At 60.9% G+C, this 24,589-nt stretch carries 26 protein-coding genes; 17 read left to right on the top strand and 9 right to left on the bottom strand.

The features are described 5' to 3' along the window. Positions 1 to 119: 119 nt before the first annotated feature. Entirely contained in the window at positions 120 to 1,343 is a 1,224-nt protein-coding gene (gene srmB / locus ACPW75_RS00260; protein WP_016351974.1) for an ATP-dependent RNA helicase SrmB, read from the top strand. A gap of 176 nt (positions 1,344 to 1,519) precedes the next feature. On the opposite strand, the gene yaaA is transcribed toward srmB, so the two are convergent. Genes yaaA through tapT form a run of 3 tightly spaced genes read right to left on the bottom strand, consistent with a single transcriptional unit; the run spans position 1,520 to position 4,497 of the window. Then, positions 1,520 to 2,293, bottom strand: coding sequence for a peroxide stress protein YaaA (yaaA, locus tag ACPW75_RS00265; protein WP_077095141.1), 774 nt, complete (start codon positions 2,291 to 2,293; stop codon positions 1,520 to 1,522). 31 nt (positions 2,294 to 2,324) lie between these two features. Continuing rightward, positions 2,325 to 3,434 (bottom strand): type IVa pilus ATPase TapU, encoded by a 1,110-nt coding sequence (gene tapU, locus ACPW75_RS00270; protein WP_017411211.1) that lies wholly within the window; start codon positions 3,432 to 3,434, stop codon positions 2,325 to 2,327. 28 nt (positions 3,435 to 3,462) lie between these two features. After that, on the bottom strand, positions 3,463 to 4,497 hold the full coding sequence (gene tapT, locus ACPW75_RS00275) for a type IVa pilus ATPase TapT (protein WP_011707389.1): 1,035 nt from the start codon (positions 4,495 to 4,497) through the stop codon (positions 3,463 to 3,465). 39 nt (positions 4,498 to 4,536) lie between these two features. On the opposite strand from tapT, the gene ACPW75_RS00280 reads away from it, so the two are divergent. Genes ACPW75_RS00280 through ACPW75_RS00300 form a run of 5 tightly spaced genes read left to right on the top strand, consistent with a single transcriptional unit; the run spans position 4,537 to position 7,450 of the window. After that, entirely contained in the window at positions 4,537 to 5,238 is a 702-nt protein-coding gene (locus ACPW75_RS00280) for a YggS family pyridoxal phosphate-dependent enzyme (protein ID WP_077095140.1), read from the top strand. A gap of 58 nt (positions 5,239 to 5,296) precedes the next feature. After that, entirely contained in the window at positions 5,297 to 6,121 is an 825-nt protein-coding gene (proC, locus tag ACPW75_RS00285; RefSeq protein ID WP_077095139.1) for a pyrroline-5-carboxylate reductase, read from the top strand. A 40-nt stretch (positions 6,122 to 6,161) separates the two neighbouring features. Next, the gene (locus tag ACPW75_RS00290; protein WP_016351969.1) at positions 6,162 to 6,713 is read left to right on the top strand and encodes a YggT family protein; all 552 of its coding nucleotides are present in this window, start codon (positions 6,162 to 6,164) and stop codon (positions 6,711 to 6,713) included. After that, positions 6,713 to 7,012, top strand: coding sequence for a DUF167 family protein YggU (yggU, locus tag ACPW75_RS00295; protein WP_011707385.1), 300 nt, complete (start codon positions 6,713 to 6,715; stop codon positions 7,010 to 7,012). The genes ACPW75_RS00290 and yggU overlap by 1 nt, the downstream gene beginning before the upstream one ends. 18 nt (positions 7,013 to 7,030) lie before the next feature. Continuing rightward, complete coding sequence (locus ACPW75_RS00300; protein ID WP_011707384.1) at positions 7,031 to 7,450, top strand: DUF4426 domain-containing protein; 420 nt, start codon at positions 7,031 to 7,033, stop codon at positions 7,448 to 7,450. Positions 7,451 to 7,504: 54 nt separating this feature from the next. Here ACPW75_RS00300 and ACPW75_RS00305 read toward each other — a convergent pair whose 3' ends face one another. Further along, positions 7,505 to 7,816: a hypothetical protein gene (locus tag ACPW75_RS00305; RefSeq protein ID WP_039213697.1), complete on the bottom strand. Its 312-nt coding sequence runs from the start codon at positions 7,814 to 7,816 to the stop codon at positions 7,505 to 7,507. A 110-nt stretch (positions 7,817 to 7,926) separates the two neighbouring features. After that, entirely contained in the window at positions 7,927 to 9,531 is a 1,605-nt protein-coding gene (locus tag ACPW75_RS00310; protein WP_077095138.1) for a peptide ABC transporter substrate-binding protein, read from the bottom strand. 172 nt (positions 9,532 to 9,703) lie between these two features. On the opposite strand from ACPW75_RS00310, the gene ACPW75_RS00315 reads away from it, so the two are divergent. After that, positions 9,704 to 10,411 (top strand): ParB-like protein, encoded by a 708-nt coding sequence (locus ACPW75_RS00315; protein ID WP_011707381.1) that lies wholly within the window; start codon positions 9,704 to 9,706, stop codon positions 10,409 to 10,411. 51 nt (positions 10,412 to 10,462) lie between these two features. Here the strand turns inward: ACPW75_RS00315 and ACPW75_RS00320 are convergent, their stop codons facing one another. Further along, positions 10,463 to 11,128 carry a CatB-related O-acetyltransferase gene (locus tag ACPW75_RS00320; protein WP_077095137.1) on the bottom strand — a complete coding sequence of 222 codons (666 nt, stop codon included), beginning with the start codon at positions 11,126 to 11,128 and terminating at the stop codon, positions 10,463 to 10,465. 290 nt (positions 11,129 to 11,418) lie between these two features. On the opposite strand from ACPW75_RS00320, the gene ACPW75_RS00325 reads away from it, so the two are divergent. After that, positions 11,419 to 11,847, top strand: a complete 429-nt coding sequence (locus ACPW75_RS00325; protein ID WP_011707379.1) for a DUF2753 domain-containing protein — start codon at positions 11,419 to 11,421, stop codon at positions 11,845 to 11,847. 3 nt (positions 11,848 to 11,850) lie between these two features. Here ACPW75_RS00325 and ACPW75_RS00330 read toward each other — a convergent pair whose 3' ends face one another. Then, positions 11,851 to 12,600: an enoyl-CoA hydratase-related protein gene (locus tag ACPW75_RS00330; RefSeq protein WP_179101285.1), complete on the bottom strand. Its 750-nt coding sequence runs from the start codon at positions 12,598 to 12,600 to the stop codon at positions 11,851 to 11,853. 89 nt (positions 12,601 to 12,689) lie between these two features. Between ACPW75_RS00330 and ACPW75_RS00335 the strand changes: the two genes are divergently transcribed. The 3 genes from ACPW75_RS00335 (at position 12,690) to ACPW75_RS00345 (ending at position 14,597) form a co-directional block, all read left to right on the top strand. Beyond that, a complete protein-coding gene (locus tag ACPW75_RS00335; RefSeq protein ID WP_011707377.1) occupies positions 12,690 to 13,130 on the top strand; it encodes a copper chaperone PCu(A)C in 441 nt (146 codons plus the stop codon). A 95-nt stretch (positions 13,131 to 13,225) separates the two neighbouring features. Then, positions 13,226 to 13,855 (top strand): TIGR04219 family outer membrane beta-barrel protein, encoded by a 630-nt coding sequence (locus tag ACPW75_RS00340; protein ID WP_011707376.1) that lies wholly within the window; start codon positions 13,226 to 13,228, stop codon positions 13,853 to 13,855. A 64-nt stretch (positions 13,856 to 13,919) separates the two neighbouring features. Further along, the gene (locus tag ACPW75_RS00345; RefSeq protein WP_011707375.1) at positions 13,920 to 14,597 is read left to right on the top strand and encodes an SDR family oxidoreductase; all 678 of its coding nucleotides are present in this window, start codon (positions 13,920 to 13,922) and stop codon (positions 14,595 to 14,597) included. Positions 14,598 to 14,682: 85 nt separating this feature from the next. On the opposite strand, the gene ACPW75_RS00350 is transcribed toward ACPW75_RS00345, so the two are convergent. Both ACPW75_RS00350 and ACPW75_RS00355 read right to left on the bottom strand, forming a co-directional pair. Beyond that, positions 14,683 to 16,407, bottom strand: coding sequence for a proline--tRNA ligase (locus ACPW75_RS00350; protein WP_077095135.1), 1,725 nt, complete (start codon positions 16,405 to 16,407; stop codon positions 14,683 to 14,685). A gap of 135 nt (positions 16,408 to 16,542) precedes the next feature. Continuing rightward, entirely contained in the window at positions 16,543 to 18,552 is a 2,010-nt protein-coding gene (locus tag ACPW75_RS00355; protein WP_077095134.1) for a methyl-accepting chemotaxis protein, read from the bottom strand. A 238-nt stretch (positions 18,553 to 18,790) separates the two neighbouring features. Here ACPW75_RS00355 and ruvA point away from each other — a divergent pair, with 238 nt between their 5' ends. From ruvA to ACPW75_RS00385, 6 genes are all read left to right on the top strand, one after another. Then, positions 18,791 to 19,405, top strand: a complete 615-nt coding sequence (gene ruvA / locus ACPW75_RS00360) for a Holliday junction branch migration protein RuvA (protein WP_011707372.1) — start codon at positions 18,791 to 18,793, stop codon at positions 19,403 to 19,405. Positions 19,406 to 19,413: 8 nt separating this feature from the next. After that, positions 19,414 to 20,424 (top strand): Holliday junction branch migration DNA helicase RuvB, encoded by a 1,011-nt coding sequence (ruvB, locus tag ACPW75_RS00365; protein WP_011707371.1) that lies wholly within the window; start codon positions 19,414 to 19,416, stop codon positions 20,422 to 20,424. A gap of 938 nt (positions 20,425 to 21,362) precedes the next feature. Continuing rightward, positions 21,363 to 22,919 carry a cytochrome ubiquinol oxidase subunit I gene (gene cydA / locus ACPW75_RS00370; RefSeq protein WP_011707370.1) on the top strand — a complete coding sequence of 519 codons (1,557 nt, stop codon included), beginning with the start codon at positions 21,363 to 21,365 and terminating at the stop codon, positions 22,917 to 22,919. 12 nt (positions 22,920 to 22,931) lie between these two features. Further along, a complete protein-coding gene (gene cydB / locus ACPW75_RS00375) occupies positions 22,932 to 24,068 on the top strand; it encodes a cytochrome d ubiquinol oxidase subunit II (RefSeq protein WP_011707369.1) in 1,137 nt (378 codons plus the stop codon). A gap of 14 nt (positions 24,069 to 24,082) precedes the next feature. Then, positions 24,083 to 24,199, top strand: coding sequence for a cytochrome bd-I oxidase subunit CydX (gene cydX / locus ACPW75_RS00380; RefSeq protein WP_005304933.1), 117 nt, complete (start codon positions 24,083 to 24,085; stop codon positions 24,197 to 24,199). Continuing rightward, on the top strand, positions 24,186 to 24,497 hold the full coding sequence (locus ACPW75_RS00385; RefSeq protein ID WP_077098181.1) for a cyd operon YbgE family protein: 312 nt from the start codon (positions 24,186 to 24,188) through the stop codon (positions 24,495 to 24,497). Before cydX ends, ACPW75_RS00385 begins: the two co-directional genes overlap by 14 nt. The last annotated feature ends 92 nt before the right edge of the window (positions 24,498 to 24,589 follow it).

Consider the following 24,589-nt stretch of genomic DNA (forward strand, 5'->3'; position numbering starts at 1 on the left):
GTCCTGTGCCAGCGCCGCAGAAAATGGTCGGCGATTATAGCGACTAAGCCACAGTCGCCATAGGAGCCGACGACATAATCGCCTATAATCTGCCGTTTCCTTAATGACCGAGTATTGCCATGAGCCAGTCCTTTGATGATTTCGACCTGAATCCAGCCCTCAACCGGGCCTTGGCCGAGATGGGTTTCACCCGCCCCACCACCATTCAGCAGATGGTGCTGGAGCCAGCCCTGGACGGCCGCGATATTCTGGCATCCGCTCCGACCGGTACCGGCAAGACCGCCGCCTTCCTGCTGCCTGCTCTGCAGCACCTGCTGGACTTCCCGCGCCGCAAGCCGGGCCCGTGCCGGATGCTGGTGCTGACCCCGACCCGCGAGCTGGCGCTGCAGGTTACCGCCCACGCCAAGGCGCTGGCGGCTCACACCAACCTCAGCATCGAGACCATCATCGGCGGTGTCAGCCATGAAGAGCAATTGCCGGCCCTGACCAAAACCACCGACATTGTGGTGGCCACCCCGGGCCGTCTGCTCGAGTACATCGAGAAAGAGGAGTTCGAGAGCCACGACATCGAGGTACTGGTGCTGGACGAAGCGGACCGCATGCTGGACATGGGCTTCATCAAGGATGTGAACCGCATCGTGGAAGAGGCGCGCTACCGCAAGCACACCATGCTCTTCTCCGCCACCCTGGAAGGGGCTGGGCTTGAGAAATTCGCCAACGATATCCTGAAGGAGCCGGTGGAGCTGCACGCCGAGCCGCCCCGCAGCGAACGTCGCCCCATCACCCAGTGGGTGCACCTGGCCGACGATGCTGCTCACAAGCTGGCCCTGCTGGTGCATATTCTGAAAGATCCCGAGACCCAGAAGGCCATCATCTTCGTCAAGACCCGTGAGCGGCTGGCGGAGCTGTCCGGTCAGCTGCAGGCGGCTGGCGTCTCCTGCGCCTGGATCCGCGGCGAGATGGAGCAGAGCAAGCGCATCGAGTCGATCCGCAAGTTCCATGAAGGGGAAGTGCCCTTCCTCATCGCCACCGATGTGGCCGCCCGCGGCATCGACCTGCCCAACGTCAGCCATGTCATCAACTACGACATGCCCTACGGCGCCGATGTCTACGTCCACCGGATCGGCCGCACCGGCCGTGCCGGCAACCGCGGTTGCGCCATCAGCCTGGTGGAAGCTCACGACATGGCGATGGTCGCCAAGATCGAGCGCTACACCGAAGAGCGTCTCAAGCGTCGGGTGATCGACGAACTGCGCCCCAAACATAAAGAGGCACGGGTACCGGTGAAGAAGAAAAAGCCGAAGGACGACAAGAAGAAGTCGGCCAAGAAGAAAAAGAAGTAAGCCTGCCCGCCACAACGGCCATCCCCGGATGGCCGTTGTGCTATCTGCTGCTCACTCGACGGGGGCCAGAAAAGAAAAAAGCCGACGTATAAACGTCGGCCAATAAAAAGTGCTTACAACAGAGGATTCACCTATTCAGACTTGGGGATCCTGAATTTGGTTCCCTCGGGCCGTAATTAATTTTCAGCGCGTTTGAACATCAGGGTATTGGCGTCGGACTCTTCCGGTACGAAGTAGTAGCCATCGGCGTTGAACCCGGTCAGCTGCTCCACCTTGGTGAGCCGGTGCTTGATGATGTGACGGGCCATCATGCCGCGCGCCTTCTTGGCGTAGAAGCTGATGATCTTGAACTGGCCGTTCTTCTCGTCCTTGAACACCGGCGTGATAATGCGCCCCTGCAGGGCCTTGGGGCGTACCGACTTGAAGTACTCGTCGGAAGCCAGGTTGATCAACACCTCGTCTCCCTGGGCAGCCAGCGCCTTGTTCAGGTGGGCGGTGATGATGTCGCCCCAGAACTGGTAGAGATCCTTGCCACGCGCGTTGTTGAGGCGGATCCCCATCTCCAGCCGGTAGGACATCATCAGATCGAGCGGGCGCAGCACCCCGTAGAGACCGGAGAGCATGCGCAGGTGTGCCTGGGCGAAGTCGAGATCTGCCTCGCTGAAATCTTCCACCGCCAGCCCCGTATAGACATCCCCCTTGAAGGCTAGCAGCGCCTGGCGGGCGTTGGCCGGGCTGAAGTCGGGTTGCCAGTCGGCAAAGCGGGCGGTGTTGAGGCCGGCCAGCTTGTCGCTGATCTTCATCAGGCTGGCGATCTGGTCCGGGCTCAGCTGGCGGGCCCGGCCGATCAGCTCGGCGGAGTGGTCCAGCAGCTCGGGTTGGGTGAAACGGGAAGTCACCAGCGGCGACTCGTAGTCCAGCGTCTTGGCCGGGGAAACCACAATCAGCATAACGATCCTTTATAGCGGTGACGCACGCCCCTCATTCATCCAGGGTAACGTTGTCGAGAGTGCCTGCACCCAGCTGCTCGCGCCCCGACAGCTTGATCAGCAGTCGCAGGTCGTTGGCCGAGTCGGCATGGGCAAGGGCCTCACTGTAGCCAATTTGGCCGGCACAGAACAGGGCGAACAGCGCCTGATCGAAGGTCTGCATGCCGAGCTCGGTGGACTTGGTCATCACTTCCTTGAGCCGGTGCATCTCCCCCTTGCGGACGATGTCGGTGATGAGCGGGGTGTTGAGCAGCACCTCGAAGGCCGCACAGCGACGGCGCCCGTCTAGGCTGGGCAGCAGTTGCTGGGCCACGATGGCACGCAGGTTGAAGGAGAGATCGAACAGGAACTGGCGGTGTTTCTCCTGAGGGACCAGGTGCAGGATGCGGTCCAGCGCCTGGTTGGCATTGTTGGCGTGCAGGGTGGCGAGGCAGAGGTGGCCGGTCTCGGCAAACTGGAGGGCAAACTCCATGGTCTCCTGGCTGCGAATTTCGCCGATCAGGATCACATCTGGCGCCTGGCGCAGCGAACTCTTCAGCGCCACGTCGAATGACGCTGTGTCTATGCCCACCTCGCGCTGGGTGATCAGGCTGCGGCCGTGCTGATGCACGAATTCCACCGGATCTTCCACCGTCAGGATGTGGCCGTCCACATGCTGGTTGCGATAGCCGATCATGGCCGCCTGGGTGGTGGATTTGCCAGCGCCGGTGGCACCGACGAACAGCACCAGCCCGCGTTTGGCCAGGGCGATCTCCTGTAGGATGGGGGGCAGCGCCAGCTCGTCGAAGGTGGGGATGCGGGTCTCGATACGGCGCAGCACCATGCCCGGCAGCTCCTGCTGCCAGAAGGCGCTGACCCGAAAGCGGCCAAGCTCCTCGCGGTGGATGGCGTAGTTGGCCTCCTTGGTGTGCAGGTAGCGCTCGAAGTGCTCCTGGCTCAGGGTCTCCTTGACCAGCGCCAGCGCCCTTGCCTTGTCGAGGGGGGCTTCTGCCAGCGACTGCAGATGGCCGTTGACCTTGAGGGTCGGCGGCGTGCCGACCGTGATGAACAGATCCGAGCCTTTACGGGCGACCAGCTCGGTCAGCAGGGCATCCAGATTCATAACGACTCCTTCCCTAGATTCGTCGTGGTTAGATGGTGTTGGGATCGACCGCCTTGGCCTTGGCATCCAGCGCCGCCACTACGCCGCGGCTCACCAGCTGCTTGAGGCTCTGGTCCATGGTCTGCATGCCGTGGGTCATCCCGGTCTGGATCACCGAGTAGAGCTGGGCGATCTTGTCTTCCCGGATGAGGTTACGCACGGCGGGAATGCCCATCATGATCTCGTGGGCCGCCACCCGGCCGCCACCGATGCGCTTGAGCAGGGTCTGGGAGATGACCGCCCGCAGCGACTCTGAGAGCATGGAGCGCACCATGTCTTTTTCCGCACCGGGGAAGACGTCGATGATCCGGTCGATGGTCTTGGCCGCCGACGAGGTGTGCAGGGTGCCGAACACCAGGTGACCGGTCTCGGCCGCGGTCATGGCGAGGCGAATGGTTTCCAGGTCGCGCATCTCGCCCACCAGGATGATGTCCGGGTCTTCCCGCAGCGCCGAGCGCAGGGCGTTGCTGAAGCTCTTGGTGTCGCGGTGCACTTCCCGCTGGTTCACCAGGCAGCGCTTGTTCTCGTGCACGAATTCGATGGGATCCTCGATGGTGAGGATGTGGTGATGAAAGTTCTCGTTGATGTAGTTGACCATGGCCGCCAGGGTGGTGGATTTACCCGAGCCGGTCGGGCCGGTCACCAGCACCAGGCCGCGCGGGTATTCGGCAATCTTGCGAAAGATCTCCGGCGCGTCCAAATCTTCGAGGCTCAGCACAGTGCTGGGGATGGTACGAAATACCGCGCCTGAGCCGCGTGCCTGCTGGAAGGCGTTGACCCGGAAGCGAGCCAGGTTCGGCACCTCGAACGAGAAGTCCACCTCGAAGTTCTCTTCCAGTTCCTTGCGCTGGTGATCGTTCATGATGTCGTAGATGAGGGCGTGCACTTCCCGGTGTTCCAGGGCGGGCAAATTGATCTTGCGAACCTCGCCATCAACCCTGATCATCGGGGGAACCCCGGCCGAGAGGTGTAGATCCGAGGCTTTATGTTTTACACTGAAAGCCAATAACTCTGTGATATCCATAGATTTGTCATTCTCCCATCACAAGATCACTAACGAAACATGAACCAGATTGCCGAGCACCTGCTTCAGGTCAAGGAACGTATTGTACAAGCCGCCAGTCGCGCGGGCCGAAGCCGCGATCACATCCAACTGCTGGCGGTCAGCAAGACCAAACCGCTGGAGGCCGTTTGCGAGGCCTATGCCGCCGGTCAGCGCCGCTTTGGCGAATCCTACGCCCAGGAAGCGGCGACCAAGATAGATACCCTGCGTGAGCAAGGGATCTGTGCAGACATCGAGTGGCACTTTATCGGCCCGCTGCAATCGAACAAGTCCAGGCTGGTGGCCGAGCGTTTCGACTGGGTGCAGAGCGTGGACAGAGAGAAGCTGATCGAACGCCTGAACAACCAGCGCCCGAGCGGGCTCGCGCCGCTAAATGTCTGTCTGCAAATCAATATTAGCGGAGAGAGCAGCAAATCCGGAACGTCGGAGCAAGAGATTTTCCGCCTGGCCGAACTGGTCTCCCGCTGTGAACGGCTGCGGCTGCGCGGCCTGATGGCGATTCCGGAGCACACCAGCGACGAGGCGGTGCTGGCCGCCCAGATGGTGCGCATGCAGACTCTGTTCACCGAGCTTGCGCAACAATACCCGGGTGTCGATACCCTCTCGATGGGGATGACCGAGGATCTCGAACTGGCGATCGGCCACGGCAGCACCATGGTGCGGGTCGGTACCGCCATCTTCGGTGCCCGCGACTATTCATGAGCAAGGCCCGGGATGCGATGCATCGGGCAGTGCTTTTTTCAGGTAACAGGAGCGTTTGATGCAGCATAGAATCCTCGCCTTTATCGGGGCGGGCAACATGAGCCGCAGTATCATTGCCGGCCTGGTTCAGGCGGGCTATCCGGCCGACCGGATCATCGCAGCCAACCCCAGTCGGCCCAAGCTGGATGCGCTGGCCAACGACTATGGCATCCGCATCACCCAGGACAACGCCGAGGCGGCCCGGGCGGCGGAGGTGATCGTGCTGGCGGTCAAGCCGCAGCTGATGGCCGCCATGCTGAGCGCGCTGGTGGCACAGCTGGGCACGCTGGAGGGCAAGCTGCTCATCTCCATCGCTGCCGGCATCAAGGTGGCGCGGCTGGCCGAGATGGCGGGCGGCCACGGCCGGATCATCCGCACCATGCCGAACACCCCCTCTCTGCTGGGGCTGGGCATGACCGGGCTGTACGCCCCGCCCGGCATCGATAAGGCTGACCGGGAGCTGGCCGAGCAGATGATGCAGGCGGTGGGCAAAACCCTGTGGGTGGAGCAGGAGTCAGCCATCAACGGCGTCATCGCCGCGGCCGGCAGTGCACCTGCCTACTTCTTCCTGTTCATGCAGGCCATCGCCGAGGAGGCCGAGGCCATGGGCTTCTCCCCCGAGCAGGCCCGCCTGCTGGTGCAGCAGACTGCCCTTGGGGCGGCCGCCATGGTCGAGCAGAATCCCGAGCTGTCGCTGCAGGCCCTGCGCGAGCAGGTGACCAGCAAGGGCGGCACCACCGCCGAGGCGATCAAGACTTTCCAGCAGCAGGGACTGATGCCGCTGACGGCACACGCCATGCAGGCGGCCGTTGCCCGGGCCGGCGAAATGGAAACCCTGTTCTGAACCCGATTTCTCTTACTCTCTGTCTCAACCTGGAGCCCAGATGAACACTGCTTACTTTCTGATTAACACGATTTTTGACCTCTATCTCATGGTGGTGCTGTTGCGCGTCTGGCTGCAGTGGGCCCGCGCAGACTTCTACAACCCCATGAGCCAGATGGTGGTCAAGCTGACCAATCCGCTGGTGGTGCCGCTGCGCCGGGTCATTCCCGGGTTTGGCGGGCTCGACATGGCCTCTGTGCTGCTGGCCATCATCATCGCCTTCGCCAAACTGGCGCTGCTCAAGAGCATGAACGTGCTGCTGGCCGACTGGCTCACCCTCAGCCTGTTTGCCGGGCTGACTGTGCTGAAGAAGGCCGGCTCCATGATCTTCTGGGTGTTGCTGATCCGCGCCATCCTGAGCTGGGTCAGCCAGGGTCGTAACCCCATCGAATACGTGATGCACCAGCTGACCGAGCCCTTCCTGGCCCCCATCCGCCGCATTCTGCCGGCACTGGGCGGGCTGGATCTCTCCGTGCTGGTCGCCTTTATCGGGCTGCAGGCCATAAACTATCTGTTGGGTGATCTGTTCGGCCAGCTGTGGTGGATGATTTGATGGCAGCCGTCCTGCGGGAAGGGGATGAGCTGATAATGCATCTGATGATCCAGCCCAAGGCGAGTCGGGATCAGATCGTCGGATTGCATGGAGAAGAGTTGAAAGTGGCCATCACGGCGCCGCCGGTGGATGGCCAGGCCAACAGCCACTTGATCAAGTATCTGGCCAAGCAGTTCAAGGTGGCCAAGGGGCAGGTTCGCATCGTGCGGGGGGAGCTGGGACGGCACAAGACGGTCGCCATCGAGGCGCCCAGGCAGATCCCCGCCGAGGTCAGTGCCCTGCTGGACAATCAGGGTTAACACGAGAAGGATGACACCATGAAAACAGCCTGGATAAGCTGCCTGCTGGCACTGCTGCTGACCTTGCCCCTGCGGGCCGAACAGATGAAGGAGCTGGGCCCCTGGCAGGTGCACTACAGCGCCTTCAACTCCAGCTTCCTCACTCCCGAGGTGGCCAAGGCCTATGGCCTGGAGCGCAGCCGCTACAACGGCATCGTCAACATCGCGGTGCAGAACAAGCAGGGGGTCGCCCAGGCGGTGGGGATCAGCGGCGAGGCCAAGAACCTCACCGGCACCATCCGCAACCTGAGCTTCCAGGAGGTCAAGGAGGGGGATGCCATCTACTATCTGGCGGTGCTGCCCTATCGCAACGAGGATACCTACCAGTTCACCCTGAAGATCATGGGGGAGGGGCAGCAGCAGACGCTGACTTTCCAGCAGACCTTCTACGTCGATTGATATCGGTACCTGTCATGCCCAGAAAAAGCCCCGAACGCAGGTTCGGGGCTTTTTTCATGACGGCGAGTCGGCCGGCGGGGTGAAGTCGTGGATCTCCCCGATCCGCGGGGTGAAGCGGGGATCCTGATCCCGGTTGTGTTCCACCCACTCCATGGCCTGACAGAAGCTCTCCCGCTTCGAGAACTCGCTGCGCACCTGATCGATGGCCCGCTCCGCGCTGCGCCGCTCCATCTTGCTGGCCTTGCGGTCGCTGAACTGCTTGTGCTGGGCCAGCATCCACTCGGTGAAGGCCTGGCGGCACTGTGCCTCGCTGGCCGCCTGGGCGGGCAGGGCCGCCAGCAGGGCGATGATCAATAAATAGCGCATAACAACATCGGTGACTGAGGGAGGGTTGTCTGAAAGGGCGGCATTCTATGCCGAAAACTTGAGCATGAACAGGGGAAGAGAGGGAGCCGGCATGGTCGGCCCCCACAGGGTCAGTGCTTGACGAGGTAGAGCTGGCGGCTGTAGGCCACGTCTTCCGGATTGTTGATGGGATAGCCCTTGAGCCAGGGCTTGATCAGCCGGGCGTTGGTGTACTGATAGATGGGGGTGATGGGCGCCTCGTCCTGCAGTATGGTTTCGGCCTCATCGAACAGGCGGGCCCGTTCACGGGGATCCTGGCTGTTGGCAGCCTTGGCCAGCAGGGCATCGTAGCCGGCGTTGGCGAAGCGGGCCATGTTGCCGCTGTGGTGGGAGCCCCACAGGCCGAGGAAGGCGGACGGGTCATTGTAGTCGGCCACCCAGGAGGAGCGGATCACCTCGAACTGGCCGCTCTGGCGGCTGTCGAGATAGGTTTTCCACTCCTGATTGGTGAGCTCGACCCGGGCTCCCAGCTTCTGTTTCCACAGGTTGGCGATGGCCAGCGCCATCTTCTTGTGTACCTCGGCCGTGTTGTAGAGCAGGGTCAGCTTGAGCGGGTTGGCCGGGCCGTAGCCCGCCGCCTTGAGCAGGGCTCTGGCCTTGTCGTCCAGCTCCTGCTGACTGCTGCTGGAGAGCAGGTTGGCCTTGGGCTCGAAGCCGGCAACCACGTCCGGGGTGAAGTGATAGGCCGGTTTTTCTCCGGTGCCCAGGATCTTGCTGGCGATGAGGCCCCGGTCAATGGTGTAGGAGAGCGCCTTGCGCACCCGCACGTCGTTGAGGGGGGCGCGCTGGGTATTGAAGGCGTAGTAGTAGGTGCCGAGCTGATCCGGGGTATAGACCTCGCCCGGGATCTGCTGCATCAGTTTGTGATACTGCTCCTTGGGGAAGGATTCGGTGATGTGCAGGTCGCCGGCCAGGTAGCGGTTGGTGGCCGCGCTCTCCTGGTTGATGGGCACGAAGGTGACCTTGGTCAGCACGGTATGGGCGCGATCCCAGTAGTAGGGGTTGGGGGTCAGCTCCAGCTTCTCGTTCACCACCCGGTGACTCAGCACGAAGGCACCGTTGCCGACCAGCTTGCCGGGCTGGGTCCACTGGTTGCCGTATTGCTCCATGCTGGCACGATGCAGTGGAGACAGGCTGGGGTGGGTCAGCAGGCTCAGGAAGTAGGGCACCGGCTGGGAGAGGGTCACCTGCAGGGTATGCTGGTCGAGGGCCTTCACCCCGAGCTCTGCGGGGGGCAGCTTGCCGGCCACGATCTCATCCACCTTGTCGAAGCGAGCCAGCTGAGCGAACCAGGCAAAGGTGGCGGCTTCTTTGGGATCGACCAGTTTGCGCCAGCCGTAGACGAAGTCGGCGGCCTGCACGGGATCGCCGTTGGACCAGCGGGCGTCCGGGCGCAGATGGAAGGTGAAGCGCTGATTGCCCTGGTTGTCCCAGCTGGCGGCGACCCCGGGCTGTACCTTGCCGTCCGGTCCCTGGGTCAGCAGCCCCTCGTAGAGATCCCGCAGTACCTGCAACTCGGGCAGGCCGACCAGCTTGAGCGGGCTCAGGCTCGCGGGCTCGTCTTTCAGATGACGCACGACGGCCTGTTCGGCGGCGAGCTGGGTGCCGGGTGGAACATCGGCAGCCTGGACACAGGCGCAGCCCAGCAGGGCCAGCAGGGGACTCCATCCTTTCATGGTTGATCCTTCAAATAGTGTGAAGCGGGGTGAAAACTCGGCGAGAAGTGATCGCCGACAGACGGGAAATCATGATATCCCGTTTGCTGGTCAGACCGCCAGTATGAGTCCCTTGGATGAGGGGGCTCCCCGGCATCTTATTTGACCCGCCATTCGGGCAGAGGAGTGAGCAATGAGAACATGGATCCTGTTGGCCCTGGCCATCAGTCAAGGGGCCTGGGCGCTGGCGCCGTGTGAGCGCGAGAGCCAGGTTGGTAGCTGGTGCGAGGTGAACATAGATCAGCTGCATCCGACCCAGGGCGGCGTGGGCCAGATCCAGGTCGACAACACCCAGGCCGAGCTGGCGGGCAAGAGCGCAAAGCAGCTCGACAAGTTGATGAAAAAGAAAGAGATCCCCATCGTCATTGCGCCCGATGGCGGTTACTGGCTGGTGGACAGGCACCATCTGACCAAGGCGCTGTGGCAGTCTGGCGTGAAGCAGGTGCGGGTCAAGGTGATCGCCAGGTTGCAGGACAAGGAGAACTTCTGGAGCCAGATGCAGTGCAACCACTGGGCCTGGCTCAAGGATGAAAAGGGCGGTGCACTGACGCCGCAGCAACTGCCAGCCCACATCGGCGAACTGCCGGATTACCCCTATCGGACGGTGGCCGGCCTGCTGCAGGATGCGGGCTATTTCGACAAGCGAGAGCAGGTCTACTTCGTCGAGTTTGCCTGGGCCAGCTGGCTCGGCCAGCAGATGGACTGGTTGCCGGTCGACAGTGCCAACCTGGCGGATCGCCTCTATCAGGCCAAACGGCTGGCATGCAGCAGCAAGGCGGCGGATCTGCCCGGTTATCCGGGCAAGCAGTGCCGAGTCAATCAGTCGCGCAGCGGCAACTGAGCGGATAGTCGCTGCCAAAACAACTGCGGGGGGCCTATGCCCCCCGCTTCGTCATGATGGCTGCCGGGCCTGCTGCCAGTGCGCGGCGGCCTGTTCCAGCAGGGCCACTTCGCCTTGCTGGATCAGCGGCAGCAAGGCCTGCACCTGGGCATCCGGCCATTCCCACCAGGCCAGCGCCTGCAAGCGGGCGATCTCCTCCTCAGCAAAGCGCATCCTGATAACCTTGGCCGGCGTGCCGGCCACCATGGCATAGGGCGGCACATCCTGATTGACCAGGGCGCGCGCCGCTATGATGGCCCCGTCGCCGAGGGTGACTCCCGGCATGATCATGGCGTCCATGCCGATCCAGACGTCGTTGCCGATGCGGGTGTCGCCGGCAGGGCGATAGCTGCGCTGGAGGGCATCGAGAGCGGCAAACGGATAGGTGCTGATGAAGTCGGCATTGTGGGTGTGGTTGCCGCCCATCAGGATCTTCACCCCGGCGGCTATCTGCACATAGTCGCCGATATGCAGCTGATCGATGTGCCAGAGCGGCTCCCAGCCGGTCTCCGGGCTGCGGCTGAAACTGTCACCGTGCAGATAGCGCACGGCGGCCTCTTCAAACGGGCCGTCCCAGGCGCCGGAATAGTAGCTGTGGCACCCCTTCAGGTGGATGTTGGGGTTGCTCACCGTCAGGTGTAGGTACTCGACCTGCGACCAGTGTTGGCAGGGTTTCATGGTTGTCTCCTCGTTCAAATGAATAGGATGGATGACGCGAGGAGCGCAGCTAATAGATCCAGACCAGCAGGCGGGGCACGCACAGGGTCGAGCAGCCCAGATCCTGGGGTAAACGGGGTCGCAGCATGGAGTGTGCGGTTCCTGAAGAGTGGATCGGCATGGTAAGTCATATGGGGATGGGGGCCAAGCCAAGCATCGTTATCTGGTCAAAACCTGCACGAAATATCGGGTTGATATTCATTCTCAACTGGGCATGATAAAAGTCCCACCCATCAACTTGGGAGATCGGCATGACCCATCAAATCTGGCAGCGTTACATGCTGGAGGCTGAAAACGCACTGGGCGCGGGCGCGCTCGGCACCGCCATCTGCCTCTATCAGCAGGCCCTCGCCGAGGTATACGAACTGAGTGACGGTGAGCTGGACGAGTTGGCCAGCATGCGGGTGGCGACCTGCCACCGGCTGGCCGACTTCTGGCGCGCCATGGAGGAGCCGGCCTATGAGTTGCGCTACCTCAAGCTGGCCTCCGAGCTGGTGACGGCGTTGGTGCCCCAGTGTCCGAACCAGGAGTGCGAATCCCTCATCAGCGAACTGGGTTGCTGTCGGGCGGCGCTGCTCTCTTTCCTCAAGCGCCACCCCAATCCCGACATCGCCCGCTTGATCCAGCTGCAGGATCAGGTGCAGGGCTGCGAGCTGATCGGCCGTTTTCGCCTCAACTGAGGATCATTTACGGCCTTTGAGGCGCTGGGCGATCCGCGTTTGTGCCTCTTCCCCCAGCAGGGCGAGGGAGAAGGCGCGTGCCTCCAGATCGATGACGAAGTGCACCGCCTGCCTGAGCTCCTGCTTGAGCAGCGCCTTGCTCTTTTGCAGCGCCTTCGGCGCCTTGGCCGCCAGCTTCAAACCCTGCTCCCGGGCAAAGGGGAGCAGGGCTTCGGCCGCCAGCACCCGGTTGGCTAGCCCCAGCTGCAGTGCCTCGTCGGCATCGATGGCTTCGGCCAGTAGCAACAGCTCCGCCGCCTTCAAGTGACCCACACTGCGCGGCAGCAACAGGCTGGAGGCAAACTCCGGCACCAGCCCCAGCTCGACAAAGGGCAGTTGCAGGCGGGCATTGTCGGCCAGATAGACCAGATCGCAGTGCAGCAGCAGGGTGGTGCCGATGCCCACCGCCGCACCGCCGACCGCGGCGATCACCGGCTTCGGGAAGTCGGCCAGGGTGTGGAGGAACTGCAAGATGGGATCGTCCGCCTCCAGGGTCTCTTTCCCCACGAAGTCGGCCAGGTCATTACCGGCGGTAAAGCAGTCGCTCTGCCCCTGGATGAGCAGGGCATGGATGGCGTCATCTTCCGTCGCTTGTCGCAAGGCGTCGGTGAGCGCACGATACATGGCGGTATTGAGGGCATTGCGCTTGTCGTGACGATTGAGGGTCAGGGTGAGCAAGCCATCCTGCTGCTCGACAATGATAATGGGGTCCATGTCTAAATCCTTGTTATTGCTGGCTGTCAAAAGCTTACTGCTACGATAATCTTTGCGGCGTTTAACAACATCATAAAAGGATTTCAACCATGTTTAAACGTGCGTTCTATTCCCTGCTGGCCCTGGGGCTGGCTGCTCCCGCTCTGGCCAAGGTCGAGGCCGTCGACGGCTATGTGCGCCTGCTGCCGCCGGGCTCGCCCAACACCGCCGCCTTTCTGGTGCTGAAGAATGATGCCGATCAGCCGGTCAAGCTGGTGGCTGCCGCCTCGCCCGAGGTGGGCCGGGCCGAGCTGCACACCCATCTGCACGAGAACGGTGTGATGAAGATGCGTCAGGTCGAGAGCATTGAGGTGCCGGCCAAGGGGGAAGTGGCGCTCAAACCCGGCAGCTTTCACATCATGCTGTTCGAGGTGCGCGAGCTCTCTCAGGGCACCCCTTTCCCGCTGACATTGACCATGGATGATGGCCAGAAGCTGGAGTTGAGCCTGCCGGTGAAGCCGATTGAACCCATGGCTGGCATGCAGCACTGACATTAATGGACGCTTGTTCAGTTTTTTACACTGTGTATTCCCGTCGCACTGGGTAAAATGATGGCCTTTCCAGTCCATAGATAGAGAGTGACGTGATGAAGAAGACCTTGATTGCCGGTTGCGTACTGGCCCTGTTCAGCCAGGCAGCCATGGCTGCCGATGACTGGCGTTTCGCTGCTGGTACCGATGTATGGAATGCTCAGGGCAGCGGCCAGATCAACGGTGTCGGGGCCAACGGCAGCTACGACGAGAACTACAACTGGAGCGGCTACCTGCAACTGGAGCACGGCATCATCCTGCTGCCCAACGCCAAGTTCGAGATCTCCGATTTCGGTACCAGCGGCGGCGCCCTCAACAACGATCTGATGGCTTATGACCTGAGCCTCTACTATCGCCTGTTCAACAACGACCTGTTCCAGATCGATCTGGGTCTGACCGGTCGTCGCTACGATGGCGATTTCAACACCCAGCACTACTCCTATGACAAGGACGTGCTGATGGCCTACACCGGCGCCGAAGTGCGCATCCCGGGTACCGGCTTTGCCGCCTTCGGCGATGCCCGCGTGCAGGATGCCGACAACTACGACTACCGTCTGGGTGGCTCCTACAAGTTCGCGACCGTACCGCTCAAGGTGCGTGCCGGCTGGCGTGATGCGAGCATGGACTTCGATCGCGTTGACCAGCGGGTCGACGGCTGGTTCATCGGCGGCGAATTCACCTTCTAATTCCGGCAACTGCTGATGACGATGTCCCCATCATCCCGATGGCGGCATCCGACGAGGAAAGAGCATGGGTCATATCATAGTGACGGGGGCGGGGTCCGGTCTGGGCCGGGCGCTCACCATAGGCCTGGTTGAACGCGGTCATCAGGTCTCCATGATGGGGCGTCGTTATCAGAGGCTGCAGGAGCAGGAGGAGTTGCTCGGCAAGGCGGTGATCGGCATCGCCGCCGATCTGGCACACCACGAGGAAGTGGACGTGGCGTTCGCCGCTGCGGTGGAGTGGGGCGGCCTGCCCGAGCTGGTGCTGCACTGCGCCGGTGTGGGCGAGTTCGGCCCGGTCGGCGTCTATACCGCCGAGCAGATCCGCCGGGTGGTGGAGAGCAATCTCATCTCCACCATTCTGGTGGCCCAGCAGACGGTGCGCCTCATCGGCGACAAGGGCGGTGTGCTGGCCAACGTGCTCTCCTCCGCCGCCCAGGTGGGCAAGGCCAACGAGAGCCTCTACTGCGCCTCCAAGTGGGGCATGCGTGGTTTTCTGGAGTCGTTGCGGGCCGAGCTGAAAGGCTCGCCGCTGCGGCTGGTGAACCTCTATCCGAGCGGGATCCGCAGTGAATTCTGGGACAACTCGGATCACGTGGACAGCAGCGGCTTCATGACCCCGGAAGACGCCGCCGCCTACATGCTGGATGCGCTGGAAGCCAGAAGCAGCTGCCATGTGACCGATCTCTTCATCGGCCGCAACTAGTTGCGGCCAGCCTCGCCTCTGCCCTGCGGCAGAAAACAAAAAGCGCGCCTAATGGCGCGCTTTTTTATGGTGGCTAGGGGCGTAATTAGCGGCCCAGCTTGGCCTTGAGCAGGGCAACGATCTCGCTGATCGCCACTTCCTGCTTCTCGCCGGTGCGGCGGCACTTGTACTCCACCACGCCGTTGTCCAGACCGCGATCGCCGATGACGATGGCATGCGGCACACCCAGCAGCTCCATGTCGGCGAACATCACGCCCGGGCGCTCTTTACGGTCATCGAACAGCACATCCACACCGGCGGCTTTCAGCTCGGTGTAGAACTGCTGTGCCTGCTCGGCCACGCGCTCGGACTTGTGCATGTTCATCGGCACGATGGCCACTTCGAACGGGGCGATGGCTTCCGGCCAGATGATGCCGTACTGGTCGTTGTTCTGCTCGATGGCGGCAGCTACCAGGCGGGAAACCCCGATACCGTAGCAACCCATCTCCATGGTGACGGACTTGCCGCCCTCGTTCAGTACGCTCGCCTTCATGGCTTCGGAGTACTTGGTACCCAGCTGGAAGATATGGCCTACTTCGATGCCGCGCTTGAGCAGCAGCTTGCCCTGGCCGCACGGGCTCGGGTCGCCTTCTACCACGTTGCGCAGGTCGGCCACTTCATAGGTAGCGATGTCGCGATCCCAGTTGGCACCGGTCAGGTGGAAGCCGGTCTCGTTGGCGCCACAGACGAAGTCCGCCAGATGGGCGGCGCTGCGATCGGCGATGATGCGACCGGCAAAGCCGACCGGGCCGATGGAGCCTGCGTCGCAACCGGCAGCTGCCTTGATCTGCTCGTCGTTGGCGAAGGTCAGCGGGTTGGCAACGCCTGCCAGCTTCTCGGCCTTGATTTCGTTCAGCTCGTGGTCGCCACGCAGGACCAGGGCGATGACGGCCTGTTTACCGTGCTCGTCCTCTTCGCCCAGCACCAGCAGGGTCTTGGCGATGGCGCTCGGCGCCACGTTCAGGAAGGCGGCCACATCAATGATGGTGTGGACGGCCGGGGTGGCGACCTTGGTCAGGGCCGCGGTGGCGGCAGCACGCTCGCCAGCCGGTGCCAGCGCTTCGGCCATCTCGATGTTGGCGGCGTAATCGGAGCTGTCGGAGAAGGCGATCAAGTCTTCACCGCTCTCGGCCAGCACCTGGAATTCGTGGGAGCCGGTACCACCGATGGAGCCGGTATCGGCTTGCACCGGACGGAAGTTCAGCCCCATGCGGGTGAAGGCGGCGCAGTAGGCGGCGTGCATCCGCTCGTAGGTTTCGATCAGCGAAGCCTTGTCGATGTGGAAGGAGTAGGCGTCCTTCATCAGGAATTCGCGACCGCGCATCACGCCGAAGCGGGGACGTACTTCATCGCGGAACTTGGTCTGGATCTGGTAGAGGTTGAGCGGCAGCTGCTTGTAGCTGTTCACTTCGTAACGCACCAGCGAGGTGATCACCTCTTCGTGGGTCGGACCCAGCACGAAGGGACGGTTGTGGCGGTCGGTCAGACGGCACAGCTCGGGACCGTAGTCATCCCAGCGGCCGGACTCCTGCCACAGCTCGGCGGGTTGCACCACCGGCATGGAGACTTCGATGGCACCAGCATTGTTCATCTCTTCGCGAACAATGTTCTCGATTTTTTTCAGAACCCGCAGACCGGACGGCAGCCAGGCATACATGCCGGAGGCCAGTTTGCGGATCATGCCGGCGCGCAGCATCAGCTGGTGGCTGACGATCTCGGCATCGGACGGGGTTTCCTTGAGAGTGGAAAGCAGATATTGGCTGGTACGCATCGCGGTAGACCTTAGCTAAGACGGGCGGCTGGGCCCTGGATAATTTCAAGAGCGGAATTTTAACAGGCCGGACCCTGCGGCCCAAGGGCTAAATTCGTACGACGGGAGAAAGCGGGGACATAGCCCCCGCGTTGGTCAGACCCGAAATTGCGATAGCAGGCGCTGTTGCAGCAGGCTGGCCTGATGCAGGGAGGAGGCGAGCTGCAGGCACTCCTGCGCCTCCTGCTCGCCGGTCTGGGCCTGCAGGCTGATGCCGGAGACCTTGTCCGAGGTGTGGCTGAGGGTATGGGAGAGCTGGCCGGTGGCATCCGCCACCTGTTGCACCATGTCCGCCAGATGGTCGATGGCCTCTTCCACCTTGAACAGGATCTGCCTGGTGTTGTCAGAGTCTTCCATGCCGGATTCCACCGTCTTCAGATTGCGTTGCATCATCAGATAGGCTTTCTCGGTCTGTTGCTGGATGTTGTTGATCACCTCGGTTATTTCGGCGCTGGAGGAGGCGGTACGATTGGCCAGGGTGCGCACCTCGTCGGCCACCACGGCAAAGCCGCGGCCCATTTCACCGGCCCGGGCCGCCTCGATGGCGGCATTGAGCGCCAGCAGGTTGGTCTGTTCCGAAATGCTGCTGATGGTGGAGATGATCTGGCCAATCTGGCTGGCCTGTTCCTTGAGGGCGTTGATGGCGTTGGCGCACTCGCCCACTTCCACCACTACCCGCTGCATGCCGTTGCTGGCGGAAGTCACGTATTGGCTGCTCTCGGCGGTGAGCTGGCGTACCTCGTTGGCGTTTTGCGCCGCCAGGCTGCAGTTGTCCGAGATGGAGGTGGCGACCTGGACCATCTGCTCGCTGTCGTGGTGCAGTGCCTGGGCGTGTTCGGCGGTCTGGCGGCTGCTCTGGCTGATGGCTTCGACCCGGTTGACCGAGGTGTGGACGTGCTCGCTGATGTGCTGGTTGTTGTCCATGGTGGAGCTGATCATCTTCTGCAGTTTCTCGATGAAGCGATCCACGCTGCCGGCCAGCGAGCCAATCTCGTCGTCGCGCTTGAGATTGATGCGGGCATTGAGGTCCCCTTCTCCTGCCGCGATATCCTGCATGCGTTGATTGACCTGCAGCAGGGGTTTGACGATGGTGCGCACCAGCCAGAAGCCGCACAGGGTCACGAGCAGCAGGCTCAACAGCAGACCCCCCAGCAGCAGGTTCTTGGTGTGGCTGATGATGCTGTTGAGCTGGTTCACCTGATCCTCGACCGTGGCGTCCCCCTTGGCTTCGACCTCGACCAGTTGCTGCTTGAGCTGGTCGGCACTGCGTTCATAGTTGACCAGTTGACCCTGATACTCGCTCAGTGCCGCCATCCACTGCACCATCAGCCGCTGCACCTCGGTTTGCAAGGTGCGGTACTGGATTGCCAGCGACTGGCCGGCAAATTCTCCTTCGCCGGGCACATCAAACATGCCACTGCCCAGCATGGCGTCGACTGCCTCTTGATAGAAGCGGGTTGCCTCCTTCATCTCGGCCTGGATGGCTGGAGTCGGCCCCTCGCTCTGCATCTTCTCCAGTGCATAGAGCTGGCGCAGGAAGCCGATGTTGGCCTCCATGCCGCCATCGGCGGCATGCCAGCGGGTAGCCAGACCACCATTCCAGCTGATGGCCTGATCCGGCGACTGGGTCAGGCTCTCGACCGCGCCGTCCCCCACCACCTCAAGCTGGGTGGAGAGGCGGGACATGCGCTCCGAGCTGGCGCGCAGCGCCTGATCGACGCTGGTAAAGGCCCGGTAGAGTGCCAGCAACTGCTCCTGTTGCTGCTGATAGGCCAGATGCTGCTGCTCCATCGTGCCGATGGCGGTGGCGTCGATCAGCCGGCCTTCCCCCACCCGGCGCATGGCATCGGCGGTGGCCGCTCTGGCGCGTTGCAGTTCCGGCTCGTCGAGCGGCATGCCTCTGAGCATCTTCTGGATGTAGAGCGACTGGTTGCCTAGCTCGATGGACCCTTCCATGGCGCCGTCGGCAGTCTGCCAGGCGGCGCCCAATACATAGGAGAGCAGGTCGGCCAGTCGCTGGCTGCCATACCAGCCGACGATGCCCATCCCCAGCGTGCAGCTGAGCAGAATGGTCAGCCCGAGATTCGATGTGGTGACAATTTTCATGATACAGGACCTTCCTTGGCTCCGAACAAACCCAATTCAGTGTTTTATCAATGGCTGGAATCCGCCATTCCCGATGAAAAATAAAGTTGTTGCCATGCCTGGATCCAAGCATGGCTGGCAACGGGCGAACGTGCCGAGAATCCGCCCCGATCCTCACCGCCCTATGCTGGATACTTATCCAGTTATTCTTTATGCTATGAGCCAATTTACAGATAGCTGGTTTGGTGAGGAGATTGCCGTGATTGGTCGCTTGAGAGGCGTAGTCATTGAGAAACAACCCCCCGAGGTACTGCTGGAGGTCGGGGGCGTGGGCTATGAGGTACAGATGCCCATGAGCTGCTTCTATGATCTGCCCGAGATCGGCAAGGAGGCGACCATCCACACCCACTTCGTGGTGCGGGAAGATGCCCAGCTGCTCTATGGCTTCAACCACAAGCAGGAACGGGCGTTGTTTCGCGAACTGATCAAGACCAACGGGGTCGGTCCCAAGTTGGCGCTGGCCATCCTCTCCGGCATGACCGCCACCCAGTTCGTGCTGAGCGTCGAGCGCGAAGAGATAAGCTCCCTGGTCAAGTTGCCGGGGGTGGGCAAGAAGACCGCCGAGCGGCTGGTGGTGGAGATGAAGGACAGGCTCAAGGGCTGGGTCAGCCACGATCTGTTCTCGCCGGCCGAGATCACCCTGCCTGCCAGAGAGAGTGCCCTGCGGGCGCCGGATTCGAGCGAAGAGGCGGCCAGCGCGCTGGTGGCGCTCGGCTACAAGCCGCAGCAGGCCAGCCAGATCGTCAGCAAGGTCGCTGCCGATGGCATGTCGGTGGAAGATATCATCCGTGAAGCACTGCGCAGCCTGGTGTGAGGTAGACAATGATTGAAGCGGATCGTCTCATCTCCGCCTCCGGCGGGCGAGAAGAGGAAGTCATCGATCGGGCCATCCGGCCCAAGCTGCTGGCCGATTACACCGGTCAGGATCCCGTCTGCGAGCAGATGGAGATCTTCATTGCGGCGGCGCGCCAGCGTGGCGAGGCGCTCGATCACCTGTTGATCTTCGGCCCGCCGGGGCTTGGCAAGACGACGCTGGCCAACATCGTGGCCAACGAGATGGGGGTCAACATCAAGACCACTTCCGGCCCGGTGCTGGAGAAGGCCGGCGATCTGGCGGCACTGCTCACCAACCTCGAACCAAACGACGTGCTGTTCATCGACGAGATCCACCGCCTCAGTCCGGTGGTGGAGGAGGTGCTCTACCCGGCGATGGAGGATTACCAGCTCGACATCATGATCGGGGAGGGGCCCGCCGCCCGTTCCATCAAGCTCGATCTGCCCCCCTTCACCCTGATCGGTGCCACTACCCGGGCTGGCTCCCTCACCAGTCCGCTGCGGGATCGTTTTGGCATAGTGCAACGGCTCGAGTTCTACAACGTCAAGGATCTGACCGACATCGTCGCGCGCAGCGCCCGTTGCCTCGGGCTCGATATGACGGAAGACGGTGCACTGGAGGTGGCGCGTCGTTCGCGCGGTACGCCGCGAATTGCTAACCGTTTGTTGCGCCGGGTGCGCGATTTTGCCCAGGTGAAATCTGATGGCCGCATCGATGGACCCATAGCGGCCCGAGCCATGGACATGCTGGACGTGGATAATGAAGGCTTCGACTTCATGGACCGCAAGTTATTGTTGGCTGTGATAGACAAGTTTCTGGGCGGGCCGGTGGGGCTCGACAACCTGGCGGCTGCCATCGGGGAGGAGAAGGACACTATCGAGGATGTACTCGAGCCTTATCTGATCCAGCAGGGCTATCTGCAACGTACACCCAGAGGGCGGATCGCGACACCAAGAGCTTATGCGCATTTTGGCCTGCAACGGCCAGATGAAGGGTGAAAATAGCTGATTGACCAAAAAACCGCCGCCAGAGGCGGTTTTTTGTTATCCGGGCAAAAAAAAAGCCCACTGCGGATGCGGTGGGCAAAGACAATTCAGGATGGATGTTCACAGACAGTGAGTGCGTCTGGAGACAGACCGGTAAAAAAAACAGAGGAGCCGTCGCGAGGCCTCAGAGTCGGTTCATTTGATAGAGCTGCACGAACGAAAGCTTGTAGTAACGGATGGTTTTAGCAACAAACTTTTTCATCTTTGATTCCAATAAACAGGTTCGAAATGTTCATCGAATACGTACCGGGAACCCAGATTGACCGGCCTGTATCCAAGGGTATGCCCTCACTGCGAGGCGCATTGTAGGAGCTCTATCGGACTCGGACAAACAAGAAAAATTACCTATCTCAGATTAGATTAACTAATCATTTTGCCGGCTTGTGGAATTAGCATGAACATGCGTTTTTAGTGGTTTTTAATTAGTTTTATTCGGACCCGGCACAGCCACGGGAAACATTATGAAAACGACCTTGCCAGTTGTTTTTTAACAGAACCATTACTAATTGGTGATAAATATAAATTTGATTTAAATCAATGATTTGCGATCTTTGTTTTTTTGTGACGCAGCTCTCTAAAATAAATCTCATTGGTCGTGAAAATGCCTTTAAAAGGCATGTATTCATGATGGTTTTACATTGATTTCAATCAAATAAAGGTGATATAAAACGCAGGTCATTATGGGCGGGAATAAAGCAAGCTGGATTGTTTTGTAATTGTTAAACATTAGCTTTTTTTGTTCCCTATTATTGCCTTGTTGTTAATGTGGTGGCAGTCGAATCCGGTCGTCAGTGCAAAACTGGAACATGACCGATAATTCGGGGACTTCCAACGGAAGCTTTGTCCTTAAAACTTAAAATAGCCGTGCCAATAATCGGTGAGGAAACATCATGATTGCTGAGCATGTGGTAGACCTATCGCGGTTCCAATTCGCTGCGACGGCCCTTTATCACTTCCTGTTTGTGCCCCTGACGCTCGGAATGGCCTTCATTCTGGCGATCATGGAGTCTGTCTATGTGATGACCAACAACCCTGTCTACCGGGACATGACCAAGTTCTGGGGCAAGTTGTTTGGTATCAACTTTGCCCTTGGGGTCACCACAGGGCTGACCATGGAGTTTCAGTTCGGTACCAACTGGGCATACTACTCCCACTACGTCGGCGATATCTTCGGGGCCCCGCTGGCCATCGAAGGCTTGATGGCCTTCTTCCTGGAATCCACCTTCGTCGGTATGTTCTTCTTCGGTTGGGATCGTCTCTCCAAGCGTCAGCACCTGGCTGCGACCTGGCTGATGGCACTCGGGACCAACCTCTCCGCCCTCTGGATCCTGGTGGCCAACGGCTGGATGCAAAACCCGGTCGGTGCCGAGTTCAACTTTGAATCCATGCGGATGGAGATGGTGAGCTTCGCCGAGCTGGTGTTCAACCCGGTTGCCCAGGTCAAGTTCGTGCATACCGTCGCGGCCGGCTACACCACGGGCGCCATGTTCGTGCTGGGTATCTCTTCCTACTACCTGCTGAAGAATCGTGATGTGGCCTTTGCCCGTCGCTCCTTCGCCATTGCAGCCGCTTTCGGCATGGCTTCCATCCTCTCCGTGCTGATCCTCGGTGACGAGTCCGGTTACGAGACCGGTGAAGTGCAGAAGGTGAAACTGGCGGCCATCGAGGCCGAGTGGAACACCGAGCCGGCACCTGCCTCCTTTACCCTGTTCGGTATTCCGAATCAGGAAGAGATGCGCACCGACTACGCCATCAAGATCCCCTATGCGCTCGGCATCATCGCCACCCGTTCCCTGGATGGTCAGGTCACCGGCCTCAAGGATCTGAAGAGCGAGCATGAGCTGCGCGTGCGCAACGGCATGACCGCCTACGACCTGCTGACCAAGCTGCAATCCGGCGACAAGTCCGACGATACCCGTGCCCGCTTCGATGAAGTGAAGCAGGATCTGGGCTACGGTCTGCTGCTCAAGCGCTACACCAACAACGTCACCGATGCCACCGACGAACAGATTAAGGCTGCCGTGGATGACTCCATCCCGCAGGTTGCGCCGCTGTTCTTTGCCTTCCGCATCATGGTTGCCTGCGGCATGCTGATGCTGCTGCTGATCGGTCTGGCCTTCTATGACAGCACCCGTCACAAGATCGGCGAGCGCAAATGGCTGCTCAAGGCGCTGCTGTACGGTATCCCCTTGCCCTGGATCGCCATCGAGTGTGGTTGGTTCGTCGCTGAGTATGGCCGTCAGCCCTGGACCATCGCCGAAGTGCTGCCGACCTCCGTCTCTGCATCCAATGTGCCGGCGTCCGAGATCTGGTTCTCCCTGATCGGGATCTGCCTGTTCTATACCGTACTGCTGATCATCGAGATGTACCTGATGTTCAAGTACGCGCGTCTGGGCCCAAGCAGCCTGAAGACGGGCAAGTACCACTTCGAACAGAGCAAGGCATAAGGAGAGTAACCCATGTTTGATTACGAAATGTTGCGTCTGGTCTGGTGGGTGCTGGTCGGTGTCTTGCTGATCGGTTTCGCCATCACCGACGGCTTCGATATGGGGGTGGGCGCACTGCTCCCCTTCGTCGGCAAGAAGGATGTCGAGCGTCGGGTGATGCTCAACACCATGGGCCCGCACTGGGAAGGCAACCAGGTATGGCTGGTGACTGCCGGTGGTGCCCTGTTTGCCGCCTGGCCCATGGTCTATGCCGCAGCCTTCTCCGGCTTCTACATCGCCATGATCCTGACGCTGATGGCCCTGTTCTTCCGCCCGGTCGGCTTCAAGTACCGCTCCCTGCGTGAAGACGCCAAGTGGCGCAGCAACTGGGACTGGGCGCTGTTTGTCGGCAGTGCGGTGCCGCCCATCGTGTTTGGCGTGGCATTCGGCAACCTGCTGCAGGGCGTACCGTTCGACTTCAACCAGTTCATGATGCTGACCTATCACGGCAACTTCTTCGGTCTGCTCAATCCGTTCGGCCTGCTGGCCGGCCTGGTGAGCCTGTTCATGCTGGTCACTCAGGGTGCGACCTGGCTGATGATGAAGACCGACGGTGAAGTGCTGGCCCGCTCCCGCACTGCCGCCATGATCTGCTCGCTGCTGACGCTGGTGCTGTTCGGTCTGGCCGGTTTCTGGGTCAGCGGCATGGAAGGCTATGTGGTGGTCAAGGCGGCCGCGACCGATGCCGTTTCCAATCCGATGAACAAGGAAGTGGTGCGTCAGGCCGGAGCCTGGATGAACAACTACAGCCTCTATCCCTGGATGGTTGCAGCACCTGTGCTGGGTCTGGCCATGAGCCTGCTGACCGCGCTGTTCGCCAAACTGAACAAGGGCTGGCTGGCGTTCACTACCTCCTCCCTGGCGGTTGCCGGCGTGATCCTGACTGCGGGCTTCTCCATGTTCCCGTTCGTGATGCCTTCCAGTCTTGAGCCGTCACTGAGCCTGACCATGTGGGATGCCACTGCCTCCTTCAACACCCTCAAGGTGATGACGGTAGCGGCAGCCATCTTCGTACCGATTGTGCTGGGTTATACCCTGTGGACCTACATCAAGATGTTCGGCCGGGTGACCAGCAAGCACATCGAAGACAACCAACAATCGCTCTACTAAGAAGGTGCCCTGATATGTGGTATTTCACCTGGATCCTGGGTCTGTTGCTGGCTTGCGCATTCGGCATCATCAATGCGCTCTGGCTGGAGCACACCGAGAACATGGATCGCCAGATCGATGAGAACAAGTGATCGACTCGCCCGGTTGGCCGCTCCATTGGAGCGCCAACCCTGGCAGGGGTTGATGCTGTTGGCGGCGGCCCTGCTGGCCGTCGCCATTTTACAGGCTCCCAACCTGGTGGCCGCCAATACCAGTGAACACGGGCTCTGGCTCGCACCCTGGCTGATGTGGGCGGTCTGTTGCGGCGTCATGCGCGGGCTGGGATTTCATCCCCGCAGCCTCATCGGTCGTGTGCTGTTTTGCCCCTGGCTCGCCTGGCCCAGTTTGTTATATGGGCTCTGGTTGACCCAAGGCTATTTCCTTTCATAAAAAACGGGGGGAGGCAGGATTTCCCTGCTTCCCCCTGCTTCTTTCCTATTCAGCCCTGCGCTATGATAGCCCCCCATCTGACTGTCGAATGG

This window comes from Aeromonas sp. FL131 (assembly GCF_049860615.1).
Taxonomy (GTDB): domain Bacteria; phylum Pseudomonadota; class Gammaproteobacteria; order Enterobacterales; family Aeromonadaceae; genus Aeromonas; species Aeromonas hydrophila.

Excerpts from the sequence above, each read along its gene's own strand:
- srmB (WP_016351974.1), top strand. The coding sequence starts at position 120 with ATGAGCCAGTCCTTTGATGATTTCGACCTGAATCCAGCCCTCAACCGG.
- yaaA (WP_077095141.1), bottom strand. The coding sequence starts at position 2,293 with ATGCTGATTGTGGTTTCCCCGGCCAAGACGCTGGACTACGAGTCGCCG.
- tapU (WP_017411211.1), bottom strand. The coding sequence starts at position 3,434 with ATGAATCTGGATGCCCTGCTGACCGAGCTGGTCGCCCGTAAAGGCTCG.
- tapT (WP_011707389.1), bottom strand. The coding sequence starts at position 4,497 with ATGGATATCACAGAGTTATTGGCTTTCAGTGTAAAACATAAAGCCTCG.
- ACPW75_RS00280 (WP_077095140.1), top strand. The coding sequence starts at position 4,537 with ATGAACCAGATTGCCGAGCACCTGCTTCAGGTCAAGGAACGTATTGTA.
- proC (WP_077095139.1), top strand. The coding sequence starts at position 5,297 with ATGCAGCATAGAATCCTCGCCTTTATCGGGGCGGGCAACATGAGCCGC.
- ACPW75_RS00290 (WP_016351969.1), top strand. The coding sequence starts at position 6,162 with ATGAACACTGCTTACTTTCTGATTAACACGATTTTTGACCTCTATCTC.
- yggU (WP_011707385.1), top strand. The coding sequence starts at position 6,713 with ATGGCAGCCGTCCTGCGGGAAGGGGATGAGCTGATAATGCATCTGATG.
- ACPW75_RS00300 (WP_011707384.1), top strand. The coding sequence starts at position 7,031 with ATGAAAACAGCCTGGATAAGCTGCCTGCTGGCACTGCTGCTGACCTTG.
- ACPW75_RS00305 (WP_039213697.1), bottom strand. The coding sequence starts at position 7,816 with ATGCGCTATTTATTGATCATCGCCCTGCTGGCGGCCCTGCCCGCCCAG.
- ACPW75_RS00310 (WP_077095138.1), bottom strand. The coding sequence starts at position 9,531 with ATGAAAGGATGGAGTCCCCTGCTGGCCCTGCTGGGCTGCGCCTGTGTC.
- ACPW75_RS00315 (WP_011707381.1), top strand. The coding sequence starts at position 9,704 with ATGAGAACATGGATCCTGTTGGCCCTGGCCATCAGTCAAGGGGCCTGG.
- ACPW75_RS00320 (WP_077095137.1), bottom strand. The coding sequence starts at position 11,128 with ATGAAACCCTGCCAACACTGGTCGCAGGTCGAGTACCTACACCTGACG.
- ACPW75_RS00325 (WP_011707379.1), top strand. The coding sequence starts at position 11,419 with ATGACCCATCAAATCTGGCAGCGTTACATGCTGGAGGCTGAAAACGCA.
- ACPW75_RS00330 (WP_179101285.1), bottom strand. The coding sequence starts at position 12,600 with ATGGACCCCATTATCATTGTCGAGCAGCAGGATGGCTTGCTCACCCTG.
- ACPW75_RS00335 (WP_011707377.1), top strand. The coding sequence starts at position 12,690 with ATGTTTAAACGTGCGTTCTATTCCCTGCTGGCCCTGGGGCTGGCTGCT.
- ACPW75_RS00340 (WP_011707376.1), top strand. The coding sequence starts at position 13,226 with ATGAAGAAGACCTTGATTGCCGGTTGCGTACTGGCCCTGTTCAGCCAG.
- ACPW75_RS00345 (WP_011707375.1), top strand. The coding sequence starts at position 13,920 with ATGGGTCATATCATAGTGACGGGGGCGGGGTCCGGTCTGGGCCGGGCG.
- ACPW75_RS00350 (WP_077095135.1), bottom strand. The coding sequence starts at position 16,407 with ATGCGTACCAGCCAATATCTGCTTTCCACTCTCAAGGAAACCCCGTCC.
- ACPW75_RS00355 (WP_077095134.1), bottom strand. The coding sequence starts at position 18,552 with ATGAAAATTGTCACCACATCGAATCTCGGGCTGACCATTCTGCTCAGC.
- ruvB (WP_011707371.1), top strand. The coding sequence starts at position 19,414 with ATGATTGAAGCGGATCGTCTCATCTCCGCCTCCGGCGGGCGAGAAGAG.
- cydA (WP_011707370.1), top strand. The coding sequence starts at position 21,363 with ATGATTGCTGAGCATGTGGTAGACCTATCGCGGTTCCAATTCGCTGCG.
- cydB (WP_011707369.1), top strand. The coding sequence starts at position 22,932 with ATGTTTGATTACGAAATGTTGCGTCTGGTCTGGTGGGTGCTGGTCGGT.
- cydX (WP_005304933.1), top strand. The coding sequence starts at position 24,083 with ATGTGGTATTTCACCTGGATCCTGGGTCTGTTGCTGGCTTGCGCATTC.
- ACPW75_RS00385 (WP_077098181.1), top strand. The coding sequence starts at position 24,186 with ATGAGAACAAGTGATCGACTCGCCCGGTTGGCCGCTCCATTGGAGCGC.